The organism is Deinococcus psychrotolerans (assembly GCF_003860465.1).
GTDB classification, from domain to species: Bacteria; Deinococcota; Deinococci; order Deinococcales; family Deinococcaceae; genus Deinococcus; species Deinococcus psychrotolerans.
In genome coordinates, this window is sequence record NZ_CP034183.1 from 463,435 (window position 1) to 480,393 (window position 16,959).

Annotated in this window: 18 protein-coding genes; 12 read left to right on the forward strand and 6 right to left on the reverse strand. The window is 61.8% G+C overall.

The genetic code is table 11. The features are described 5' to 3' along the window. The first annotated feature begins 69 nt into the window (after positions 1-69). Positions 70-1,116, forward strand: coding sequence for a cytochrome d ubiquinol oxidase subunit II (cydB, locus tag EHF33_RS02290; protein WP_124867505.1), 1,047 nt, complete (start codon positions 70-72; stop codon positions 1,114-1,116). Positions 1,117-1,172: 56 nt separating this feature from the next. Continuing rightward, entirely contained in the window at positions 1,173-2,060 is an 888-nt protein-coding gene (locus tag EHF33_RS02295; protein WP_124867507.1) for a 2-deoxy-5-keto-D-gluconate 6-phosphate aldolase domain-containing protein, read from the forward strand. Between the two features lie 26 nt (positions 2,061-2,086). Here the strand turns inward: EHF33_RS02295 and EHF33_RS02300 are convergent, their stop codons facing one another. Together EHF33_RS02300 and trpS are read right to left on the reverse strand one after the other, a co-directional pair. After that, positions 2,087-2,827 carry a segregation/condensation protein A gene (locus EHF33_RS02300; RefSeq protein ID WP_124867509.1) on the reverse strand — a complete coding sequence of 247 codons (741 nt, stop codon included), beginning with the start codon at positions 2,825-2,827 and terminating at the stop codon, positions 2,087-2,089. 49 nt (positions 2,828-2,876) lie between these two features. Further along, entirely contained in the window at positions 2,877-3,875 is a 999-nt protein-coding gene (gene trpS / locus EHF33_RS02305) for a tryptophan--tRNA ligase (protein ID WP_124867512.1), read from the reverse strand. Between the two features lie 77 nt (positions 3,876-3,952). On the opposite strand from trpS, the gene nspC reads away from it, so the two are divergent. The 5 genes from nspC to EHF33_RS02330 all read left to right on the forward strand — a co-directional run bounded on the left by nspC (position 3,953) and on the right by EHF33_RS02330 (position 8,854). Further along, complete coding sequence (gene nspC, locus EHF33_RS02310; protein ID WP_124867514.1) at positions 3,953-5,155, forward strand: carboxynorspermidine decarboxylase; 1,203 nt, start codon at positions 3,953-3,955, stop codon at positions 5,153-5,155. Between the two features lie 111 nt (positions 5,156-5,266). Beyond that, on the forward strand, positions 5,267-5,602 hold the full coding sequence (locus EHF33_RS02315; protein WP_206431599.1) for a hypothetical protein: 336 nt from the start codon (positions 5,267-5,269) through the stop codon (positions 5,600-5,602). A 77-nt stretch (positions 5,603-5,679) separates the two neighbouring features. Then, positions 5,680-6,981, forward strand: coding sequence for an Ig-like domain-containing protein (locus EHF33_RS02320; RefSeq protein WP_124867516.1), 1,302 nt, complete (start codon positions 5,680-5,682; stop codon positions 6,979-6,981). A gap of 108 nt (positions 6,982-7,089) precedes the next feature. After that, positions 7,090-8,397, forward strand: coding sequence for a glutamate-5-semialdehyde dehydrogenase (locus EHF33_RS02325; RefSeq protein WP_124867518.1), 1,308 nt, complete (start codon positions 7,090-7,092; stop codon positions 8,395-8,397). Continuing rightward, positions 8,375-8,854, forward strand: coding sequence for a hypothetical protein (locus EHF33_RS02330; protein ID WP_124867520.1), 480 nt, complete (start codon positions 8,375-8,377; stop codon positions 8,852-8,854). Before EHF33_RS02325 ends, EHF33_RS02330 begins: the two co-directional genes overlap by 23 nt. A gap of 27 nt (positions 8,855-8,881) precedes the next feature. On the opposite strand, the gene EHF33_RS02335 is transcribed toward EHF33_RS02330, so the two are convergent. The 3 genes from EHF33_RS02335 to EHF33_RS02345 all read right to left on the reverse strand — a co-directional run bounded on the left by EHF33_RS02335 (position 8,882) and on the right by EHF33_RS02345 (position 10,703). After that, positions 8,882-9,640: a 2-phosphosulfolactate phosphatase gene (locus EHF33_RS02335; protein WP_124867522.1), complete on the reverse strand. Its 759-nt coding sequence runs from the start codon at positions 9,638-9,640 to the stop codon at positions 8,882-8,884. Continuing rightward, positions 9,637-10,305 carry a ribulose-phosphate 3-epimerase gene (gene rpe / locus EHF33_RS02340; protein ID WP_206431600.1) on the reverse strand — a complete coding sequence of 223 codons (669 nt, stop codon included), beginning with the start codon at positions 10,303-10,305 and terminating at the stop codon, positions 9,637-9,639. Before rpe ends, EHF33_RS02335 begins: the two co-directional genes overlap by 4 nt. Positions 10,306-10,394: 89 nt before the next feature. Further along, the gene (locus EHF33_RS02345) at positions 10,395-10,703 is read right to left on the reverse strand and encodes a DUF1905 domain-containing protein (RefSeq protein ID WP_241191220.1); all 309 of its coding nucleotides are present in this window, start codon (positions 10,701-10,703) and stop codon (positions 10,395-10,397) included. 71 nt (positions 10,704-10,774) lie between these two features. Here EHF33_RS02345 and EHF33_RS02350 point away from each other — a divergent pair, with 71 nt between their 5' ends. Genes EHF33_RS02350 through EHF33_RS02365 form a run of 4 tightly spaced genes read left to right on the forward strand, consistent with a single transcriptional unit; the run spans position 10,775 to position 13,506 of the window. After that, complete coding sequence (locus EHF33_RS02350) at positions 10,775-11,215, forward strand: NUDIX domain-containing protein (protein ID WP_124867528.1); 441 nt, start codon at positions 10,775-10,777, stop codon at positions 11,213-11,215. A gap of 32 nt (positions 11,216-11,247) precedes the next feature. After that, complete coding sequence (locus EHF33_RS02355) at positions 11,248-12,516, forward strand: NAD(P)/FAD-dependent oxidoreductase (protein ID WP_338135036.1); 1,269 nt, start codon at positions 11,248-11,250, stop codon at positions 12,514-12,516. Further along, a complete protein-coding gene (locus EHF33_RS02360; protein ID WP_124867532.1) occupies positions 12,513-13,118 on the forward strand; it encodes a VOC family protein in 606 nt (201 codons plus the stop codon). Before EHF33_RS02355 ends, EHF33_RS02360 begins: the two co-directional genes overlap by 4 nt. Further along, positions 13,111-13,506 (forward strand): NUDIX hydrolase, encoded by a 396-nt coding sequence (locus tag EHF33_RS02365; RefSeq protein ID WP_124867534.1) that lies wholly within the window; start codon positions 13,111-13,113, stop codon positions 13,504-13,506. The genes EHF33_RS02360 and EHF33_RS02365 overlap by 8 nt, the downstream gene beginning before the upstream one ends. 19 nt (positions 13,507-13,525) lie before the next feature. Here the strand turns inward: EHF33_RS02365 and EHF33_RS02370 are convergent, their stop codons facing one another. Continuing rightward, complete coding sequence (locus EHF33_RS02370) at positions 13,526-14,158, reverse strand: YbhB/YbcL family Raf kinase inhibitor-like protein (protein WP_206431601.1); 633 nt, start codon at positions 14,156-14,158, stop codon at positions 13,526-13,528. A 129-nt stretch (positions 14,159-14,287) separates the two neighbouring features. Between EHF33_RS02370 and scpA the strand changes: the two genes are divergently transcribed. Next, complete coding sequence (scpA, locus tag EHF33_RS02375; RefSeq protein ID WP_124867536.1) at positions 14,288-16,441, forward strand: methylmalonyl-CoA mutase; 2,154 nt, start codon at positions 14,288-14,290, stop codon at positions 16,439-16,441. Positions 16,442-16,959 lie beyond the last annotated feature (518 nt).

Below are 16,959 nucleotides of genomic sequence, written 5' to 3' on the forward strand. Positions count from 1 at the left end.
AGAAGTTGGGAGAAGTGAGCGCCAGCGGTTGCCTTTCCACCTTCCCACACACTCTGGAGGACTCCCCCAATGGACTACGCCGCACTTTGGTTTTGGATCGTCACGGCCTGCTTTGCCATTTACTTTTTCCTTGAAGGCTTCGACTTCGGCGTGGATTTGCTGCGCCCCTTTCTGGCCCGCAACGAGCGCGAACGCAAGGCGCTGATCAACACCATCGGCCCGTTTTGGGACGGCAACGAAGTCTGGGTCATTTTGGCGGCGGGCGCGATTTTTGCCACCTTCCCGCTGTGGTACGGCGCACTCCTGACCGGCCTCTATCCACTTTTCACCCTGATTTTGCTGGCCCTGATCGGACGCGGAGTGGCTTTCGAGTTCCGGGCGCAGGTGGATCACCGCCACTGGCGCGTCTTCTGGGACGTGACCAGTTTTATCGGCAGTTTTATTCCGGCGTTTGCCTGGGGGCTGATCATGGCGGCGCTGGTGCAGGGCCTTCCAATCGGTCAGGCGGGCGTTTATCAAGGCACGCTGACCAGTTACATCACCCCCTTTACCCTGTTCGGCGGCCTGACCACCACGCTGCTGTTTATGCTGCATGGGGCAACCTTTTTGCTGCTGCGCCTGGACACCCAGAGCGGACTTCACGCCCGCGCCCGCTCGGCGGCACTGTTCTGGGGCGCATTTGCCACCGTCGCGGTGCTGGGCTTTGTCTACCTCGGCTACGTGCGCGAGGAACTGTTCAGAAGCTTTGGCCTCAGCAACTGGGTCTTGCCTGCGCTGGCGGCGCTGACCTTGGCCGGTATCTGGCTTTCTCTGCGCCTCAAGCGCGATGGACTGAGCTTTGCCATGAGCAGCCTCACCATCGTCTTTTCGGTGGTCACAGTTTTTCTGGGTTTGTTTCCCAAAGTCTTGCCGTCTACTCTCGGCGCGGCCTACGATCTGACCATCCGCAACGCCGCCAGCCAGCCGTACACGCTGTACCTGATGACCATCGTGGGCGGAATTTTCTTGCCGCTGATTATCGGCTACCAAGCTTGGAATTATTACGTGTTCCGTCACCGCATCGCAGTGGACGAGCCGAAGATCAACCAAGAAATCATCTCGCACGGCACAGATTGAGCCGTCTTTGACTTGTCTTCATCCGGGCGCTGGGGCTGGGGGTGTACGTTGCTCTCATGAAACCCAATCCCAGCGCCCTTTACATCCTGCCGTTTGACCACCGGGGTTCGTTCGAGCAGGGCCTGTTCGGCTTAGAGCCGCCCTTGAGTGCCGAGCAGACCGCTCAGATCAAAGCCGCCAAGCAAGTGGTCTACGAGGGCTTTTTGGAAGCGAACGAGGCCCTAGACAAAGGCGGCATTCTGGTCGACGAGCAGTTCGGCGCGGAAATTTTGCAAGACGCCCAGCGGCGCGGCATCCTGACCGCCTGCCCAGTCGAAAAGAGCGGCCAAGACGAGTTCGACTTCGAATATGGAGATGACTATGAGGCCCATATCGAGGCGATGAATCCGGCGTATGTCAAAGTTCTGGTGCGCTACAACCCCACCGGGGACGCCGAATCCAACGCCCGCCAGCGGGAGAAATTGGCACGACTGTCAGCGTATTCGCAGCAGACCCAGCGCCCGCTGATGTTTGAACTGCTCGTCCCCGCCACCGACAGGCAAAAAGCTGCTGATTACGATACCCAAGCTCGCCCCGAGTTGATGGTGCGGGCCATTCACGAGCTGCAAGACGCGGGCATAGAACCGCAACTATGGAAAGTGGAGGGCGTCGGCAGCCACCAAAACGCTGAAGCGCTGGTGCAAGCCGCTCGGCGCGGCGGACGCGGCAACGTAGACCTGATTATCTTGGGGCGCGGCGCGGACGACCAGCAGGTCAAGGCGTGGCTGGAAACGGCGGCGACCACTGCCGGTTTCACCGGTTTCGCGGTGGGCCGCACGACGTTTTGGGACGCCCTCAAGGCTTATCTGGCAAAGGAAATCAGCCGTGAAGCCGCCGTCAGCCAGATTGCCCGCAACTATTCCGGCTGGGTGCAGGTGTTCGAGGCATCGCGGAAGAAGGCCTAGCACTTTTCCCGCGCTCGGCAACCCATCTAAGACACTTCTTCCAACTCCTCGCGCAGGTGCCGCACCTCGATGTCCGCGAACGGCTCAGCTTGCTGCACGCTGAACGTCCCGTCTTTGACGCCTTCCAGCAGCGCCGAAAAATAGGTGGCCCGCTCGCCCCAGTCGTTCACCGACACGCTGAAAAAAGTAAACGTTCGCAGCCGCGTGCCGAACGCGCTGAGTGCCCGCAGCGCTCCGGCCAGGGTCAGGCGTTCGCGGGAAAGCAGCGGCACCTGCACTTCGCGCACCGTGCTTTGGGCGGCCTTGACCAATTTGGCCAGCCCCGCGCTGCCCGCCGCTGGTCGCGCCCTGCGGGCCAACTGAAGATCGAGAGGACGCGCCGCGATCAGCCCCGCCCGCTCTGAGCGCCGCTGACTCAAAAATGACACCAGAGCGTCCAGCTCGGCCAAAGCCTCCACGCTTTCCAACACCTCTTCCAACTCGTCCCACTCGCCCGCGTCGTCTGCCGCCAGCGCTTCTGGTTTCGGCAGCAGCAAACGGGCCTTGAGGGCAATCACCCCCGCCAGCAGCGGCAGCGTTTCGGCGTGTTCTTCAGGCCTCAGTTGGTGGGCGGCTGCCCGCGCCAGCACTTCGCGGGTCAGCAGCAGCAGCGGCACCTCGCCCGGTTCCAGCCGCTCCGAGCGCAACTCGGCGGCCAACTCGCCCAGTGTGCCGGAGAAGTTGAGAAAGGTGAACAGGAAGGGATTGACCGCCGCGAGAGAAGTCAATGATGACGGCTCAACGGTGTTTTTGGCACGCGCCATCAACTGCTTGCGCTCACAGCTTCAAAAACCCCATCTTTTCCCGCACTTCTTCCATCACCGGCTGGGCGATAGCGCGGGCCTGATCGGCTCCGTGGGCCAGCGCGTCGTAAACCTGCTGTGGGCGTTGCTGCAACTCGGCGGCCCTAGCCTGAATCGGCGTCAGGGTGCGCTCAATGCCGGTCAGCAGGGCTTTCTTGCAATCGATGCAGCCGATTCCGGCGCGGCGGCACTCCACGTCCACCATCTGGATGGTCGGCAGGTCGCTGAAGAGCTTGTGGTAATCAAAAATGAGGCAGATGTCGGGGTTGCCCGGATCAGTGCGGCGCACGCGGGCGGGGTCGGTGGGGGCCACCCGCAGTTTTTGCCAGATGCTGCCGAAGTCCTCCAAGATGCCGATGGTGCTGCCCGGCCCCTTGCTTTTGCCCATCTTGCCGTTGCCGTCCACGCCGGGCACCCGCAGGGCTTCTTGGGTCAGCACCGCCCTCGGCTCAGGAAACGTCTCGCCAAAGGTGTGGTTAAATCTCCGGGCAATTTCGCGGGTTAGCTCGATATGCTGAAGCTGATCTTCACCGACGGGCACAGTGTCGGCTTTGTACAAGAGGATGTCGGCGGCCATCAGCACCGGGTACATCAGCAGCCCCGCCGGAACGCTCTCCAGCTTGCCGGCTTTGTCTTTGTACTGGGTCATGCGCTCCAACTCGCCCACCGGAGTCTGCACCGTAAAGAGCCAGCTCAGCTCCGAATGCTCGCGGACATGCGACTGCACGAAGAAAATAACTTTTTCGGGGTCGAGCCCTACCGCCATATTCGCCAGCGCCATTTCGTAGGTCAGGCGGGCCAAGGTGCTTTTGTCGTAGGCCAGAGGATTGGTCGGCGCGTGCAAATCCACGATGCAGTAAATGGCGTTTTTGCCGTATTGCTCGCCCAATTTGACGTAATTGAACATTGCTCCAAACAGGTTGCCGATGTGCGGCTCGCCGGTGGGCTGGATTCCTGAAAAGACCGTAGACATGGGGGGAAGTGTAGTGCAAAACGCCCACGTTGGAATCGGCACAAAAGCCCACTCACCGATCTTGTACCCTAAGCCTTATGACTGCCGCTCCCGCCGAATTCCAGATCACCCTCCCCGACGTCTATCCCGCCGAGCAAATCCCCTGGGACACCATTCCTAGCCCCGCCTTCTTGCTGGACGAATCAAGGCTGCGGCGCAACCTGTCGCTGATTTCGCAGGTACAGAAGTTGAGCGGAGCGCAGATTATCGTGGCCTTCAAGGGCTTTTCGATGTTCAGCACTTTCCACTGGCTGCGCGAATACGGCGTCACCGGAGCCACCGCTAGCAGCCTGAACGAAGCGATTTTGGCCAAGCAGGAAATGCGCGGCGAAGTGCATGTCTACGCTCCGGCCTACGCCGATAATGAGTTCCCGCAACTCCTGGAGTTGGCCGACCACCTGAGTTTCAATTCGTTCTCGCAGTGGGAGCGTTTTAAGCCGCAAGTCGAAGCCGCCCGCGCCGCAGGCAAACAAGTCGGCATCGGCATCCGCATCAATCCCGAATACGCCGAAGTCGAAACCGATCTCTACAACCCTGCCGGGCCGTTTTCGCGTCTCGGCGTGACCCGCAGCAACTTCCGCCCCGATCTCCTTGACGGCGTGGACGGCCTGCACTTCCACACCCTCTGCGAAAAAGATTCCGACACCCTGGAGCGCACCCTGGAAGTCGTGGAGCGCAATTTTGGCGAGTTCTTGCCGCAAATGGAGTGGGTCAATTTCGGCGGCGGCCACCTGATGACCCGCGCCGGCTACGACACCGACCGCTTGATCCGGCTGGTGCGAGACTTCCGTCAGAAGTGGAATGTGGACGTGGTTCTGGAACCGGGTTCGGCCTTTGGCTGGCAAACTGGTTGGCTGCTCAGCACCGTGCTCGACGTGGTGGAAAACGGCAAGAAGATCGCCTTGCTCGACGTCTCGGTCAGCGCCCACATGCCCGACGTCATGGAAATGCCTTACCGCCCGAATGTCCTCGGTGCGGCTTTGCCGAATGAGCTCGCCCATGATTACTTGCTGGGCGGCACCACCTGCTTGGCGGGCGACGTGATCGACGAATATTCTTTTGCCAACGAACTCAAAGTCGGTGACCAAGTCATCTTTGACGACATGATGCACTACACCATGGTCAAGACTTCCTTCTTTAACGGCGTCAAGCATCCCGACATCGGTATCTGGCATCAAAACGGCACCTATGAAATCGTGCGGGAGTTCGGCTACGATCAATTCAGGGCTAAATTAAGTTAGTCTTAAGGCCAGCGAACTCTTTCGATGAGTTTGGTACTCACTTGAGGGGCATGTGTACCCGCCTCACTTGCTAAGCTGCTGTCAACGATCAGTCAACAAGGGGGCTTTGGGGTGCGACTTCTGCGGGAAGCACATGAATTTGAATACCGCGACGCTGCTGGTATAGACCGCAGCGGGCAGGCTGACATCTGGGAAGTCAGCAGCGGCGAGCGGGCCGTCTTGGTGCTGCGCGGCCTCGACGGGCGCGGCGCGGGGGGTGAGCGCCTCAACTTGCTGGAACAAGCGGGGCAGGCGCGGAGCTACCTTTCTCATTCGTGGCTGCCTTTTTTGGTGCCGCACGCCCAACTCGACGTGTTGATTTTGCATGCTGGCCTGAACGGTAAACCCAGAGCGCTGAGCTTGCCCTCTGACGCACAGGAAGGGACTGCGCCGGGTTTGACAGATTGAAGCCCAAATCTTTGACAAGTTTTTGACGCTCCTTTTGCTACCTTTGCTCTGAATTCAAGAGGCAAGGAGGAACAAAGATGCAGCGTTCTTTTTTACGAGGGCTAGCAGTACTGACGCTCGGGTTGGCGCTCACGGCTTGCAGCGGCGGCACACCAACTCCCACAGGCGATACCACCAAGCCGACGCTCAGCGCCTCAGCAGCGCCGACCACCACCAATGCCAGCATCACCGTCAGCGGCACCAGCAGCGACAATGTCGGGGTTACCGCCATCGAGTACACGCTCAACGGCGGCGCACGCCAGAGCGTGACGGTCGGCGACACCTTCAGCTTTCCGGCAGCGCTCAATGTCGGCAGCAACACCATCGTCGTGTACGCCAAAGATGCGGCGGGCAATGAAACGTCCACCACCCTGACCGTGACCCGCTCCAACGCCCCCGATACCACTGCGCCCACGATTGTCTCGGTTTCGCCTGCCAACGCCGCTACAGGGGTTGCCAAAGACGCCAACATCGTCGTGACTTTCTCGGAACCGATGAATCAGGCCAGCGCTCAGGCGGCTTTTCAATCGGCGGACGTGGGAGCCAGCACCATTACCTGGAGTGCGGGCGGCACAGTGATGACGGTCAATCCCAATGCAGATTTGGCGTACACCGCTGCGGGCAAGTCCTATGGTTTTCAGGTTACCAACACCGCCACCGACTTGGCCGGCAACGCGCTGAGCAATCCGGCCAACGCGACTTTCAAGACCTACAAACAGCTCTCGGCCACTTTGCCGATCAAGGCCACCAGTGTGGGCGAAATCAGCAACACCTTTGCCGTGAATTCGGTAATAGGCGACATCTTGGTGGGCGACTTTACCAACAACACCTCTCGGCGGGGTTTCGTGGGCTTTGATATTTCCAGCTTGCCCTCCGGCCTTGACCCCAACAACGTGTTGTCGGCGCGGCTGAGAATGTATGTCAATTCGCCGATTGTGGGCACGCCGTTCACCAACTTGTTTCCAGCTTCTTCTTGCAGTGGCCTCTTCTGTGTTCTGCTCGGTAAAAGCGTGGTGTTGGAGCACGTGACTTATGGCAATACCATCGTGGGCAGCGCTTACAACATTGCGCCGCTGAGTACCGACGTGCGCGGTCTGACCGACGAAACGCCCTGCGGCTCCGGCATCTGTTTTTTCGTTGGCACCACCACGGGTTGGAATGCCAGCGACATCAGCCCCTGGCTCAAAGACGACTTGACCAACCGCGCCGCACGCGGCAATCTCAGCGAAGTGCGAATGAAATTCCCGATAGACACCAACGGCGACAACGCGTCGGACTATATCGCTATTAGCAACAATGCCAATAAAGCGCAATTGGTGGTGACGTACCTGATTCCCTAAGCTGTGAATGAACTTGCCCCAGCCTGCATCTTTGGTTGGGGCGTTTTTTTGCTGGTTCGCGGCAGCGCTCTGTCCACTGCGTTCATCCAAACTTGCTACCCTGTCCCTATGACCAGCACTTTGCCCGGTTCCCGCTCCGCCTCACTGCTCAGTGTGCGGCAGATGGCTATTCAAGCCCGCCGCGCCGGACGGGTGCTGGGAACATTGCCCACTTTGCAAAAAAACGCGGCGCTGAGCGAGGTGGCCGCCCAACTGCGGGCCAATGCCGAGCAGATCCTCACGGCCAACGCCGAGGACATGCGGGCCGCCCGCGCTGCCGGACTCGGTGAAGCGCTGATTGACCGCTTGACCCTGACCCCCGAGCGCCTCGCCGCCGTCGCCGCCGACGTGGAAAATGTGGTGACGCTGCCCGATCCGGTGGGGGAGACGCTGGGTGAGGTGACGCGGCCCAATGGCCTGCACGTCTCGCGCCGCCGGGTGCCGCTGGGGGTGCTGGGGGTCATTTACGAGTCGCGCCCCAATGTCACGGTGGACGTGGCAACGCTGGCCATCAAAAGCGGCAACGCGGTGATTTTGCGCGGCGGCAAGGAAACCGCTCACAGCAACGCCGTGCTGGTGCGGGTGATCGGTGAAGCGCTCGCCCAGCACGGCATTCCGGCTGACGCCGTGCAAGTCATCAGCGACCCTGACCGAGCCCGAATGCTGGAACTGCTGCGGCTCGACGACCTCGTCGACGCCATCATTCCGCGCGGCGGCGCGGGTCTGCACCGGTTTTGCGTGGAAAATGCCACCGTGCCGGTGATCGTGGGTGGGGTGGGCGTGGTGCATCTGTACCTCGACGAAAGCTACGTGCAAGACGCGGCGGGCATTCAAAGCGCCGCCGAGCTGATCCTGAATAGTAAAGTCCAGCGGCCCAGCGCCTGTAACGCTCTCGATACCCTGCTGCTCACCGAGGCTTCGGCGCGGTTGGCCCTGCCGAGTGTGGCCCGCGAACTGTTCGCGGCGGGCGTAGAACTGCGGGCTGACCCGCTGACCTTCAAGCTGCTCGAAGAACACCAGCTCGCGGCGACTGCGGCCACCCCAAACGATTTCGGCACCGAGTTTTTGGCACTGACCCTCAGCCTCAAAACTGTTGCAAATTTAGACGAAGCGCTGGACTTTATCGCCGAGTATGGTAACCACACCGACGCCATCTTGACCCGCGACGAGCGGCAAGCCGAGCTGTTCGTGCAAAATGTGGACAGCGCCGCCGTGATGGTCAACGCGTCTACCCGTTTCAATGACGGAGCGCAGCTTGGCCTCGGCGCGGAGGTGGCAGTATCCACCCAAAAGCTGCACGCACGCGGCCCCATGGCCCTCGCTGAGCTGACGACGATGAAGTGGGTGGTGCGCGGTGAAGGCCAGATTCGCGTTTAAAGCGCCGAAGCCGCGCCCGGCTTGGTGGGTGCTGGGCGGCCTGCTCCTCGCAGGTACAGCCATTGCTGCCGCCGTCCGCACAGATCCTTGGCCGAGCAGCCCGGTGCTGACCCGCTTGTTTGCCCTGCCTGCTTCCAAGTCGGACGTCAAGCAACTCGCCGCCGACCTTGACCTCAGCGCCGAGCAGGTGCAGGGGCTGCGCCAACTGACGGCGGGCGAGGCCAGAAGCGCCAAACTGGGTGAGGCGGTGCAAAGCCGCGCTCAGGCCCAGCAGCTCAACACCGAGCTCAGCGCCATGAGAACCGAAAAAGACCGCAAGGCCCGAATGATTTTAGGCGACAAATACGCCGCCTTCAGAATCTGGATCAGGGAGTGGTGGGCGCGGCAGGTGGGTCAGAGTCGTCAGGCTGCCGAGCTGCGGCAAGCGGCGCGTGAAGCGGCTCAGGCGGCGAAGTAGCAAGGGCGCGGGAGAGTTACTCTAAAGTTAAGTTGCCGCCACGAACCTGAGTGCTCCTTCTATGTCCTGCACTTCGCTCATCACGGGCACCAGCGTACTTTCCGAAACTTGGGCGGCGTAGCGCACGTCCTCGCCGAGGCCCAGCTTTTCCAGCGTCTGGCCGTGCTGGCTGCTCGACAACGCTTCCAGTGGATTGCCCGCACTGCGCCGCAGCGTCAGGGCGATGCGTGCGCCGTCGTCTACGCTCAGTTCGCCGAGGGCCAGTAAATACTCGGCGATGACGCCCGCCGCGTACACGTCTTCCAAGCCTACTCGGCCATCGGTTCCGGCACAGACGATAGCGATTTCTTCGACGGCCAGCGCCTTGGCCCGCCGCGCCGCCGCGTGGGCGTTGGTGAGCGAAGCCAGCAGCACCCGGCTGCCGCTCTGGGCGGCGATGTGAGCAGCGGCTGTGCCGTTGGTGGTGTTCATGATGATGGTCTTGCCGGTGAAGTTTTGCTGGCTGGCTTCCTGCGGGCTGTTGCCGAAGTCAAACCCCGGAATCGCCAGGCCCCCGCGCTCCCCACCCAGCAAATACTGCTCGTTGCGAACCGCCTCGCCCGCGTCGTCGTGAACGCCGGGTTGCCATTTGAGACTTAGAGCCACGTCGGGGCTCGATGTCAGCAGCAAGCTCTCAGCGCCGCGCTCCAAATAGGTCACGGCGGTGGTGGTGGCCCGCAGCACGTCGATGACCAGCACCGTATCGGAATAGTTGCCGTGCGGCAGCAAATCCACCCGCAGTTTCATGCGCGGCCCTGCGTCAGCGCGGCCCGTAGCTGTGCTAGGCCCGCCGCCGCACCGCCCGCTCCAAAGACGCTGCTGCCCGCCACCAACACGCTCGCGCCCGCGTCGCGCAGGGCTCCGGCGTTGCTGGCACTCACGCCGCCGTCGACTTGCAACTCTGCCACGCTGCCGATTTCATCGAGCCAGTCGCGAACCGTGCGGACGCGTCCCAGAGTTTCCGGCAAAAACTGCTGGCCGCCGAAGCCGGGGTTGACGCTCATGATCAAAATCAGGTCTACGTCGCCCAGCACAGGCCGCAGCGTCTCCAAGGCCGTGCCGGGATTCACCACCACGCCCGAGCGTTTGCCCAGCGCTTTGGTCATCTGAACGGCGCGGTGCAGGTGCGGGGTGGCTTCCACGTGAACGGTGAGGCTGTCGGCTCCCGCTTCGGCAAAGTCGGCGAGGTAGCGCTCGGGCCGCTCGATCATCAAGTGAACGTCGATGAGTTGTTCGGGCGGCGCGGCGCGTTTGGCCGCAGCCAGAATCGGCAAACCGAAGCTGATGTTCGGCACGAAGAGGCCGTCCATCACGTCTACGTGCAGGTATTCGGCGGCGGCAACTGCTTCAATTTCTTCACCGAGTCGGGTGAAATCACAGGCGAGAATGCTCGGAGCGAGTTTGACAGGCACGGGGTAGTGTAGCAACTGTGAGCGGTTAAGCCTAGAGAGGCGGCGGCGGGAGAGGCGGGGGCCGTCCTTGAGCGCAGCAACCGGCGGCACTACCCAGAACGCAGCGTCAGCCGAATGCTCACTTCGTCACCCTCACTGAGGTGCTCGCTGGCCCGCACGCTGGCTTTGATCGGCACCAGATAAAGGCCCTCTTTAGGAAACAGCGAAGTTGCCCAAACGGTTTGTCCGAGCTCCACCTTCACCGGAATCATGCCCCAGCCGTAAGTCACCAGCGGTGAGGCGGCTTTGAGCTGTTGGCTGATGGGCTCTGGAACGCTTACAAAGTACCAAGGCGCGGGGCCACGCCAAAACCAGACCTCGCCGCTGAAATTCAAATTGCCGCTGAAATCCGAATCCACGGCTCTCAGTCTAACCACCCGCGTTTCAACAAACGCCGCTTTCCTTCTCCCCAGTTCTGCCATAGTGATTTATGCCTGCTACTCCTTTTCACTTGGTCGCTTGGGCCATTTTGCAGCGGGGCGGCAAAATTTTGCTGGCCCGCCGCAGCGGTGTGAGTTACGGCAACGGCTTGTGGGGCCTCCCCGGCGGTCATGTCGAGGACGATGAAACGGTGGCTGAGGCCGCTGCCCGCGAGGCGTGGGAAGAAATCGGCGTCACGCTTGATCCGGCCTCGCTGATCTCGCTGGGCCTGACCCGTTATGTGGATCACACCGGCAGCGAGCCGCTGCGCGGCCTGGACGCCTTTTATCTGGCGACGGAGTGGCAAGGCGAGCCGTACCCGGCGCGGGAATGCTCGGAAGTGGCTTGGTTTTTGCCGGATGACCTGCCGCCCGACGCTTTGCCCTGGCTGGCCAAAGTAATGGCCACGCACCTGGCCCAGCGCACCGCTTGGCAAGAAGATTTGGGCTAGAGCGCCGTCCTGATTCTTCCCAATGCGTTACCCTGCGTCACATGGACGTGATCGTAATTGGCGCGGGGCTGGCTGGACTGACGGCGGCCCGCGTCCTGAGGCAAGCCGGCAAGCGGGTGCGGGTGCTGGAAGCGGCGGAGCAAGTCGGCGGGCGGGTGCGCTCGCGTGAAGTCGGCGGCTTTACACTCGACGCAGGCTACCAAGTGCTGTTTGAAGCGTATCCCGCCGTCAAGCGCCAGCTCGATTTGGCGGCGCTGGATCTGGTCAGCATTCCGCCTTCTGCCGCCATCCGGCTGGGTGAGCGCTCAGAGTTGCTGGGCGATCCGCGCCGCGACCCCGGCGTGATTCCCGGCTTGCTGAGTGCCGGCAGCCTCACCCTCAAAGACCGCTTGATGTTTGCCCGTTTGGTGGCGTCGGTGGCCGCCGTGCCGCCCCATACCTTGCTGACTGGCCCCGACGAGCCGACCCGCGTTTTTTTGAAGCGTCTGGGCTTTTCCGATCTCATCTTGGAGCGGTTTTTCGCGCCCTTCTTCGGCGGCATTTTCCTGAAGCGCGACCTCTCGACGAGTGCGCGGCTGTTTCGCTATTACCTGCGGATGCTGCTCAGCGGCCCGATCAGCTTGCCCCGGCGCGGCGTGTCGGCCATCAGCGAGCAGCTTGCGGCGGGCAGTGACGTGACCCTGAACGCCCGCGTGCTGAAGCTCTCACCGCACGGGCGGGGCGTGAGCGTCATCACCTCGCTGGGCGAGTTGGAAGCGCCGCAGGTCATCGTGGCCACCGACCCGGCCAGCGCGGGCCAGCTTCTCGGTGAGGAGATCGGGCGCGGCAAAGTCAGCAGCACTTACCTGTATTACTCCAGTTCCTCGGCGCTCGACGCTGAGTACCGTTTGATGCTCAATCCGCGTGAGGGGCTAATCAATAATGCACAGTGGCTCAGCCACCTGCTGTCCGAACGTGCCCCCGCCGGTCAAGCCCTGCTGACCGTCACAGTGCTGGGCGACCCTGATTTGACGGATACTGAACTGGACACGGCGGTGCGGGCCGAGTTGAACGTCTGGTACGGCGCAGGCGTGGAGCAGTTGAACACCCTCGCCGTGGAGCGCATTCTGTATGCCCAATACCCCCAGCCGCCTGATTACGCGGCCAGCTTGCCCGGCCACGCCACTCACCTGCCCGGCGTGCTGCTGGCCGGTGAAATCACTTCCATGAGCGGCATTCAGGGCGCAATGGAGAGCGGCGAGAAAGCGGCGGCCATCGTGCTGGGCGACCTCGCGGTGATGAGCCGGGCACGCGGCGCATGATCGACCATCTGGTGATTGCCGCCCGCAACTTGCCGGAAGGCGTAACGTGGTTAGAAGACCGTCTGGGCGTTTCTCTCTCGCCCGGCGGTGAGCATCCCACCTTCGGCACCCACAACCGTTTGCTGAGCTTGGGCGCGGCGTATCTGGAAGTGATTGCCGTCAACCCCGATGCACCCGCGCCCACGCGCCCGCGTTGGTTCGGGCTGGACACGCCCGCTATGCGTAAGCGGCTGGAAGCTGGGCCTGCCTTGGTTCACTGGGTAGCGAGCACAGTTGCCGCCCCGCTGCCCGCGCAGGGACAAACCCTTGCTCTGGAACGTGGCCGCTTCGTCTGGACGTTGACGGTTCCTGCCGACGGCTCGCTGCCGCTGGGAGGGGTTCTGCCCAGCCTGATCAATTGGCAAACCGACACGCCAGCCAAAACGCTGCCGGATGTGGGCGTGCGCCTGCAAAGTTTGACCCTGCTGATGCCTCAGCCGGAGGAACTCCGTTCAGCGCTGACACGACTCGAACTTCTTGAGCTGGTGGAGATTGAGACCGCGCCAGCCGTGACCCTACGGGCCGTATTGGACACCACAAGAGGGGAAGTCATTCTTGATTAATCCGTCTGGCTTGCCTCTGCGCCTCGTCGTTGGCGCGGTCATCTTGCGCGGCCAGTGGCTGGCTGTCGTGCGCGAGGCCGATGGCAGTTTGACCCTGTCCAAAGGCGGCATCGAACCCGGTGAAGACCCGTTCACCGCCCTGCGCCGCGAGGTTCACGAGGAAGCTGGACTGACCGACTTTGCAGTGCTGGCCGAACTCGGCACCTGGGAGCGCGAGAACTTTACCCGCACCCGCTGGGTTCAGAACAGGTTTTTTCTATGCCGCACCAAACAAACCAGCGGGCAGCCGCTCGAAGTCGGTTACTCGCTGGAATGGCATTTACTCTCAAATCCGCCCGCGTTGTTCTGGACTGATCAATATGAAGTGCTGGCGGCGGCGAGAGCGTAGTTAGGCGCTCATGCTTGAATCAGCGCCCGTAGGTGGCCGAAATACTCGTCTTGGCAATCGTCGCGCCGTTCAAATTGAAGCCGACATAAGCGGCGGACGCGCCAGCGGGCAAGTCCAGCGTTTTGTTGAGGGCGTAGAGCGTGAAGATGTAGTGGTGGGCCGGGCCAGGAGGCGGGCAGGGGCCGGTGTAGCCCGCCGAGCCGCCGTCGTTGTTGACCTGCATGGCTCCGGCAGGCAAGTTGAAGGTGCCTGAGCCTGCACCCTTGTCCAAGCTGCTGGCGCTGGCGGGAATGTTGTAGACCACCCAGTGCCAAAAGCCGCTGCCGGTGGGCGCGTCGGGATCGTAGGTGGTCAGGACGTAGCTGACGGTGCCAGTGGGTGCGCCGCTCCAGCTCAGGGCGGGCGACACGTTCATGCCGGTGCAGCCGCCGCTGCCGACCTGCTCCACCGGCACGGTGCCGCCGTCGCGGAACTGAGCGCTGCTGAGCGTCAGGGTACTTGCGCCGACGGTGGGCGCAGGCTGAGCCACATTGAGACGGCCCTGCGTTTGGCGCATCATGCCCATGTCGCCGCTCATCTGGGTAGGAGCGCAGCTTGCCAAAGTCAATCCGCCGAGCAGCGCCGCGCCCTGCATCCATTTGTTCATCTTCATGGTCTTAGCTTGACGGACTCAATGCTTTGATGTGAAGCGGTTCACTTCACGCACCCTTTACAAGTAGGCTTTAGGTGTTCTTGTCTAGACGCGCCATGCCGCTATCATGATTTCAAACAAGGAGCCATCATGACCGACGCCCCCACGCTTAATGGGCCTCCCCTCAACGACTGGGAAGCGCTCGCCCGCAAAGACCTGCGCGGCGCTGATCCCAGCACGCTCAGCCGCCTGACCCCGGAGGGTTTGACCCTCAAAGCGCTCTACACCGCCGCTGACACGCGGGATTTGACGCCCAGCTTGCCGGGCTTGCCACCGTACACCCGTGGCCCCCGCGCCACCATGTACGCCGCCCGCCCCTGGACGATTCGCCAGTACGCCGGATTCTCGACGGCTGAAGCGTCCAACGCTTTTTACCGCCGCAACCTCGCTGCTGGGCAAAAGGGCCTCAGTGTGGCCTTCGACCTGGCGACCCACCGGGGCTACGACTCCGACCACCCGCGTGTCACCGGCGATGTTGGTAAAGCGGGCGTGGCCATCGACTCGGTAGAGGACATGAAGATTTTGTTCGAGGGCATTCCCCTCAATGAAATGTCGGTGTCCATGACCATGAACGGAGCGGTGCTGCCGATTCTGGCGGCTTTTATCGTGGCTGGCGAGGAACAGGGTGCGGCGCTCTCAGAACTCTCCGGCACCATCCAGAACGACATTCTCAAAGAGTTCATGGTTCGCAACACGTATATCTATCCGCCCGCGCCAAGTATGCAGATCGTGGCCGATATCATCGAATACACGGCCAAGCAAATGCCGCGCTTCAATTCTATTTCGATCAGCGGCTATCACTTGCAAGAAGCGGGCGCAAATGCCGCTTTGGAGCTGGCTTACACCTTAGCGGACGGCCTCGAATACGTGCGGGCGGCTTTGAAGAAAGGGTTAGACATTGACGAGTTCGCGCCGCGCCTGTCTTTTTTCTTCGCCATCGGCATGAATTTTTACATGGAAGTCGCCAAGTTGCGGGCGGCGCGGCTGCTGTGGTCGGAGTTGCTGACCCCATTCAACCCCAAAAACCCGCTCAGCAGTGCTCTGAGAACCCACTGCCAGACCTCGGGTTGGAGCCTGACCGAGCAAGACCCCTACAACAACGTGGTTCGCACGACGGTGGAAGCGCTGGCGGCCGTGTTCGGCGGCACCCAGAGCCTCCACACCAACTCGTTTGATGAGGCGATTGGCCTCCCCACCGACTTCTCGGCCCGCATTGCCCGCAATACCCAACTGATCGTGCAGGAAGAAACGGGTATTCCGCAGGTGGTCGATCCCTGGGGCGGCTCGTACCTGATGGAGCGCCTGACCGCCGACCTCGCCGACGAGGCCCGACGCCTGATTGGTGAAGTGGAAGAACTCGGCGGCATGACCAAAGCGGTGGCCTCGGGCCTGCCCAAGCTGCGCATTGAGGAATCGGCGGCCCGTAAGCAGGCCCGGATCGATAGGGGCGAAGACGTGATCGTGGGCGTCAACAAATACCAGCCGAGCGAGCCGACGGCGGTGGACGTGCTGCAAATCGACAATGCTAGCGTGCGCGATTCGCAGTTGCGCCGCCTGGAAGAAGTCAAAGCTGGGCGTGATCTGGCCGCCGTGACCCGCACCTTGGAAGACTTGGTCGAGTGCGCCCGCACTGGCGAGGGCAATTTGCTGGCCCTCAGCGTGGAAGCGATGCGGGCGCGGGCCACCGTGGGCGAGCTGTCGGTGGTGCTCGAAGGCGTGTGGGGCCGCCACCAAGCCGAGGTGAAAACTCTAAGCGGAGTCTACGCGCAGGGCTACGCGGGCGACGCCGACTTTGCCCAGCTTCAGGCCGAGATCGAAGCCTTCGCCGAGGCCGAGGGCCGCCGCCCGCGCATGCTGGTCGTCAAGCTGGGCCAAGACGGCCATGATCGGGGCGCAAAGGTGATTGCCAGTGGCTTTGCCGATCTGGGCTTTGACGTGGACGTGGGGCCGCTGTTTCAAACGCCGGATGAAGCGGCGCGGCAAGCCACCGAAAACGACGTGCATGTGGTGGGCGTCTCCAGTCAGGCGGCGGGCCACCAGACCCTGATTCCGGCGCTGATCGAAGCACTGAGGGCCGAAGACGCGGGCGACATTCTGGTGATTGCGGGCGGCGTGATTCCCCAGCAGGATTATGCAGCTCTGCGGGAAGCGGGCGTAGCGGGCATTTTCGGGCCGGGCACGCCGATTTTGCAGTCGGCACGGGAAGTGTTGCGGCTGCTGTCGGCAAAGCAGAGAAAGGGTTGAGTTTGAATCAGTAACGGCCGGATACAGACTAGAGAAGGCTTATTTTCTTGGGACGGCCAGCCCGTTCACTCGCTCTCCTTCGAAGCTGTGTTAGTCCTAACCTCAATGCTCCCGCGACTCGTTCCCCTCAAGGTGGAGGAGCTAAAAACCTGACTCTGTCATTTTTAAGGTCAACCTTCGCCTTCCAACTCCCCAAGCCAAGCAGCTACAAACAGTAGCGGCCAGCACGTAAACGAATGGCCAGCCGTGAAGAACGCTGGAGAAACGAGCCAGTAGCAAAGCTGCGAAGACACAGTGCCGAGCGCAGCGACTGGCTCCCCCTTCCCAACGGTGAGGGGGCTAGCGCTAAGTACGCCAATGTTTATCTTTGGATAAACCGAGCGGAGCGGGCAGGCCCAATAGGTGCCGCTCTGCCCAAGACGCGGAATCCCGAAACGGTAATCTTGCTGTACTTAGAAGCAAAAAGCTGAAGCCCGACATAAAAAAAGCGGCAGCCAGAAGAATCTCCCCGGCTGCCG

Bases quoted from the DNA above. Each gene is read 5' to 3' on its own strand.
- cydB (WP_124867505.1), top strand. From the start codon at position 70: ATGGACTACGCCGCACTTTGGTTTTGGATCGTCACGGCCTGCTTTGCC.
- EHF33_RS02295 (WP_124867507.1), top strand. From the start codon at position 1,173: ATGAAACCCAATCCCAGCGCCCTTTACATCCTGCCGTTTGACCACCGG.
- trpS (WP_124867512.1), bottom strand. From the start codon at position 3,875: ATGTCTACGGTCTTTTCAGGAATCCAGCCCACCGGCGAGCCGCACATC.
- nspC (WP_124867514.1), top strand. From the start codon at position 3,953: ATGACTGCCGCTCCCGCCGAATTCCAGATCACCCTCCCCGACGTCTAT.
- EHF33_RS02320 (WP_124867516.1), top strand. From the start codon at position 5,680: ATGCAGCGTTCTTTTTTACGAGGGCTAGCAGTACTGACGCTCGGGTTG.
- EHF33_RS02325 (WP_124867518.1), top strand. From the start codon at position 7,090: ATGACCAGCACTTTGCCCGGTTCCCGCTCCGCCTCACTGCTCAGTGTG.
- EHF33_RS02335 (WP_124867522.1), bottom strand. From the start codon at position 9,640: ATGAAACTGCGGGTGGATTTGCTGCCGCACGGCAACTATTCCGATACG.
- EHF33_RS02350 (WP_124867528.1), top strand. From the start codon at position 10,775: ATGCCTGCTACTCCTTTTCACTTGGTCGCTTGGGCCATTTTGCAGCGG.
- EHF33_RS02360 (WP_124867532.1), top strand. From the start codon at position 12,513: ATGATCGACCATCTGGTGATTGCCGCCCGCAACTTGCCGGAAGGCGTA.
- EHF33_RS02370 (WP_206431601.1), bottom strand. From the start codon at position 14,158: ATGAAGATGAACAAATGGATGCAGGGCGCGGCGCTGCTCGGCGGATTG.
- scpA (WP_124867536.1), top strand. From the start codon at position 14,288: ATGACCGACGCCCCCACGCTTAATGGGCCTCCCCTCAACGACTGGGAA.